The 4,900-nt window shown below is 64.2% G+C and carries 3 protein-coding genes; all 3 read right to left on the bottom strand.

The window, feature by feature from the left end; translation table 11 throughout:
- Window positions 1-101: 101 nt before the first annotated feature.
- Window positions 102-2,048: a multicopper oxidase family protein gene (locus AC5RWD_RS22965; protein WP_494022228.1), complete on the bottom strand. Its 1,947-nt coding sequence runs from the start codon at window positions 2,046-2,048 to the stop codon at window positions 102-104.
- A gap of 225 nt (window positions 2,049-2,273) precedes the next feature.
- On the bottom strand, window positions 2,274-4,187 hold the full coding sequence (locus tag AC5RWD_RS22970; RefSeq protein WP_494022229.1) for a bifunctional copper resistance protein CopD/cytochrome c oxidase assembly protein: 1,914 nt from the start codon (window positions 4,185-4,187) through the stop codon (window positions 2,274-2,276).
- A gap of 337 nt (window positions 4,188-4,524) precedes the next feature.
- Window positions 4,525-4,900 (bottom strand): hypothetical protein (locus tag AC5RWD_RS22975; RefSeq protein WP_494022230.1); only part of this gene is annotated, 376 nt, incomplete at its 5' end.

Consider the following 4,900-nt stretch of genomic DNA (forward strand, 5'->3'; position numbering starts at 1 on the left):
GGAGGGTGTGGGAGAGTAGGTCACCGCCGGACAACCATTAAAAAAGGTCGAGAGCCCCAACCAGTTCCTGGTTGGGGCTCTCCCGCATTTAAACCACCCGCTCAGCTGGTCCTGACGCTCGTCGTCGCTGTCCCGCCTACGCTGGATTCGGCCTTGACGGCGGTGACCTGCCTGGTGGGTCCGGGCTTGACCGCCAGTGTCCAGGTCCCCAGAGAGTTTGCCTTCACGGTTCCCAGGCGCGTGGCGGCACGCCCCGGCGTTACGTCGAACAGTACGACGGTGGCCGATGTTGCCGCCGTCGAGCCGGCGAACTTGGAAGTCCCGCTGAACGTCATGTCCTTGTTCAGACGGTGCCGGGCGGTGGTAAAGGCCACGACGTCTTTCTGTCCTACTGGGGCGGCAGCCGGGGCTGGCGACGGTGAGGCCGTGGCCGTTGAGGTGGCCGGAGTCGTCGTTACCGGTGCGGCTGCCTCTGCTGACTGGCTGGTCTGTGGTGCCGGCGTTTCCGTCGTCCCCTGTGCGGGCGCAGGCTGGTTGATCGGGTGGGGCCGGACAGCTTCCACTGGATGATTCGGATCGACGTCGTTCGTGTCGATGCCGACGCTGAACTGGGCCATCATGTCATGGTCCTCGTGGGGCAGGTTGTGGCAGTGGATCATGTACCTGCCGCGGTGATGCTCAAACTTCATGAGCAGCCGGACCGTTTCGCCCTCGCCCACGTAGACCACGTCCTTCGGCCCCCGCTCGTGGACGAAGGGTGCCTGCCCGTTGCGGCTAAGGATCTGGAAGTCCACCAGGTGGATGTGGACCGGATGGAACCATCCTCCCGAGCTGTTTTCTATTTCCCAGATTTCCACGTCGTTGAGGTCGGGATCGGCGAGGACCTTCTTGTAGCCACTCTCGACCACCTCGTCCCACGTCATGCCGCCGATTGTCCAGACGTCCAGGTCCCGCTTTACGCGCATGCGCCTGGTCTTTACAGAGTCCGACGTCTTCAGGCTCATGGCCGTGCTCGGGGCGAGAAGTGTCGGCAGCACCCTGGCGCCGGGACCGGACGTGTCCACCGGCTCGTCCGTCACGTCGAAGGCCATGACTCTGTTGGTGAAGTCGTAGTCCACATTGTTCTTGTTGGACAGGTTGCGCAATTCGACCCGCTTGCCAACGGGATACTTCGAAAAGTCGATGAGGACTTCGTAGCGCTCGGCGCCGCCGTGACGCCAGTTGGTTACCTGCTGGGCGGCTGGCATCAGGCCGCCGTCCGTTGCGACGATAGTCATTGCGTCTCCTGTGCTCAGGGAGAAGCGGTAGGAACGCGCAATGGAGGCATTGAGAATACGGAAGCGGTAGATCCTTCGCTGGACCTTCATCACCGGCCAAGGAGCTCCGTTGACGAGGATGACGTCGCCCCACAGGCCGGAGTGGGTGTTGTCGTTGTAGCCGAGGGAGCCGTTGGCGGCGAACATGGCGTCGGAAACCGTGAGCGGTACGTCGAACTTTCCCTGGGGAAGAATGTTGCCTTCCACTTCGTCGTGCAAGTGGTATTGGGCGGCGAGGCCGGAGTAGACGCTCTGGCCCGTATTGTGGACGGCGTGGTCGTGGTACCAGAGGGTCCGCGCCGGCTGGAAATTGGGGTACTCATAATCCTTGCAGTAGTCCCGGCCGGTGAGGTCGTTGGCGTAGCCGTCGAACTGCGGCAGCGACGCCGACCCGTGCAGGTGGGTCGAGGTGTCAAGCCGATACCCCCACTGCGGGTGGAACAGAGGCAACACATTGTCCATCTCCAGAGTGATGCGTTCGCCCTGGTTCACCTTGATGGTCGGCCCCGGAAATGTCCCGTTGTAACCGAGGATCGGTGTGCTCAGGCCAGGCACGATGTTGGCCAGGGCGGCTTTCTGTTCGATCTTGTACAAGTGCCGCTTGTTGCCGTCGGCGTCCAGAGTGGTACTTGCAGGCTTGAGCACTTCAGGAATGGGTAGCGTCCGCTGATAGGGCTTGGGCATGTTGCGGGACGCCAGCTGACTTGCCGACTTGGCGTTGACCGAAGTCAAGGGGACAGCCAGCCCAAAGGCGCCGATGATCCCTACCCCACCGATTTGCAATGCCTGACGGCGTGTAACTGACACGACTACCTCCGACGTCACTAGAAAGTCCAATTGATTTAGTTGAAGGATGTATTAGCTACCCTGCGGAAACCTTGAGGGAGTCAGGGCTGGCGGCGGCCTTCTTTGGGTGGAAACCACCCACGGGACGCCCGCCCAGGGGGAGCGGGCCCATCAGGGCTCGGAGGACATCACAAGGTCTTGGGCGCGCTCGGCAGCGGAACCGTTCCGTGCGGCCGGGTCACGGCGTCGGCGGGACGTGGACACCACAATCGCTGCCGCTGCTAGAAGCGCGCCGGCCCCGATGGTCCACATGGCCATGCCCGCCGGCTCTACGACCGCCAGGAGCGGCTGGTCCCAGGGCTGGCCTACGCTGATTAGCCATTCCTGCCGCCGTGAATCGGGAAGCTGGTCTGCCTGCTGAGCGAGGGCCCAACCGTGCGCAGCGTAGAGGGCAGCCACGGCAGCAATGGTCACCAGCCTGGCGGCCCGTGACAATCCTGGGCCGCCGTCGCTGGGCCGGGCAAGGGAAACGTTGAACAGGCAGCCGGAGAGCAACGCCAACAGGGCCATGGCCTGGTAGCCGAACTGGGTGCGTGACGAGTACTCCAGTAGGGGCGTGTAGTACAGGACGGCCTGCACGGCGGCCAGGCCAGCGGCCGCCATATAGGGCGCCGACGTAGCACTCAAGCCGGGCCGCAGCATCAACGTGAGAATATCCGCGCCGCCCATAGTCCCGTCCTGCCTTGGCGCAGCGGCGAGCCTGGCCAACGTCAGCGGGGCACCCGGAACCAACAGGAGCGGAACGACAGCCATAAGGAGCATTTGCGTCGTGACATGCGCACTGATCAGGTACTCCTGGTAAACGCGGAGTCCTCCGTTGGTGACCAGGAACAGCAGTCCGACCCCAGCCGCCCACAGACCCGTGCGGTATGCAGGCCAGAACCCGCCCCGACTCCTGATGCGCCACACTCCGGCCGCATACAGGAACAGACCGCCGGCGCAGAGGAAGATCCACAGTGCATCCGGCTTCCAGTTGCTGACCACGTCCATAAATTCCGGAAGACGCAGGAACACCGGGGCGGGTGCTGCCTGCGAGACCGTTGGAGGCGGGGTGCGTGCCAAGGCGGCCGCAAGTCCGGATGCGGCTGCCATGACGGCAAGCTCGGCCACCGCCAGAGCTGAGAAGATGCTCCGTGCACGGCTTGGGACCGATTCCAACTTCTTGAGGATCCACTTTCGGTGGAGGACCCCGAATATGCCCAGAGCCCCCAGAATTGCGGTCTTGGCCAACAGGATCAGGCCGTACTGCGTGGCCAGACCGTCAAGGGCTCCGATGCCTGTCACTCCGGCTGCCACGCCCGAGATCGCCAGGCCAAGGAATGATAGCAGCGCCAACGTGGAGTAACGCCGCACCGCGGCCAGTAGCTCCGTTCCCAGGGTCCGCCGCAGCAGGACGAGCGTCGCCAGGCCACCGATCCAGACGGCTGCGGCGGCCATGTGCATGACCACCGGAACCGTACTGTCGGCGTGGCTGGCACCGCCCGCGGCATGCGAGTTTAGCGCCAGCGGTACCAGCCCCGTGGAAGCCAGCACAGCCGTGACCGCAACAGCCCGCTGGCTCTGGATTCCGAAGCACAGGAGCGCCACGGCTGCCGTAATCACGACCGTCAGAGCGTTTCTCCGCCCGGCATCGACGTCCGTCAGGAAACTGACGAAGATGGCTCCGGATCCTTCCGAAAACAGTGGCAGGTTAGCCAGCGAGTGGAAGGTGAGGACGCTGATCGCCGCGGCGGCGGCTGTCCACAGCACGGCGGAGATCCCGGCCAGGACGAGTGCCTTCGAGAACGATTTTCCCCTCGGGGGGAGGGCAAAGAGCGCAAGGACAAGTGGCCCTACGGTCCCGGCAGCCGCGACATTGAAAACAAGTTTGGCAACAGGAAGCCCCCAGATGACCGCCGCGCCGGTCCGGTCCAGGAGTGCTGCTTCTTTGCCCGCCTCAGGCAAATAGGCAGCGAACAATGCCAGTAGCCCGCAGCCCAGGACCATGGCAGCAGCGGCCACCGGCTTCGTCCGTGATTTCTTCATGGTTCCCCCTCGGCGGATGCTGTAGGGCCAGTCTTGCCACGCCTCCTTGGATTTTTCCTGTGGGCTGTTGCACTCTGCCGGACGCCCCGAAGCACGAATAAGCTCCCCGGACGCCCCGAAGCACGAATAAGCTCCCCGGCCGGCAACAGATGGAGTGGCCCACGGCCCTGTGAGGATGCACACGCCAGCCTGTTGCAGGCCCTCGGCGTTAGTGGCGGGCACCGGCTCTCACCTAGAATTGCTAGAGATATGCGGACACCGGATGCTTCACCACGGGTCGCGCAGGACAACCAAACACGGATAAGAGCGGCTGCACATCGCGCCAGTGGTCGGCTCACTACAGGAGGAATCCACCATGGCTGAGCACAAAGGCGGCGGTTACCGCGGCGGAAACGACCGGGGGGACTCGGGAAGCAACCGGGGACGGCAGGGGGGCCCGTTTAGGGGGACCAACAACTCCGGCGGGGATCCGCGGGGCTTCCGCGCCCGTGGGGGCGACGGCGACCGCCGTGGTTTTGGTGGCGGTGACCGTAAGCCGTTTGGTGGCCGTCCGCGCGGCGAGGGCGACGGCGACCGCCGTGGTTTTGGTGGCGGTGAGCGTAAGCCGTTTGGTGACCGTCCGCGCCGTGAGGGTGAGGGTGACCGCCGTGGTTTTGGTGGCGGTGAGCGTAAGCCGTTCTCGGATCGTCCGCGCCGTGAGGGTGAGGGTGACC

This window comes from Arthrobacter sp. CMU6 (assembly GCF_059090205.1).

What these genes read in the sequence shown, in the direction of transcription:
- AC5RWD_RS22970 (WP_494022229.1), bottom strand. Translation starts at nt 4,187, where the DNA reads ATGAAGAAATCACGGACGAAGCCGGTGGCCGCTGCTGCCATGGTCCTG.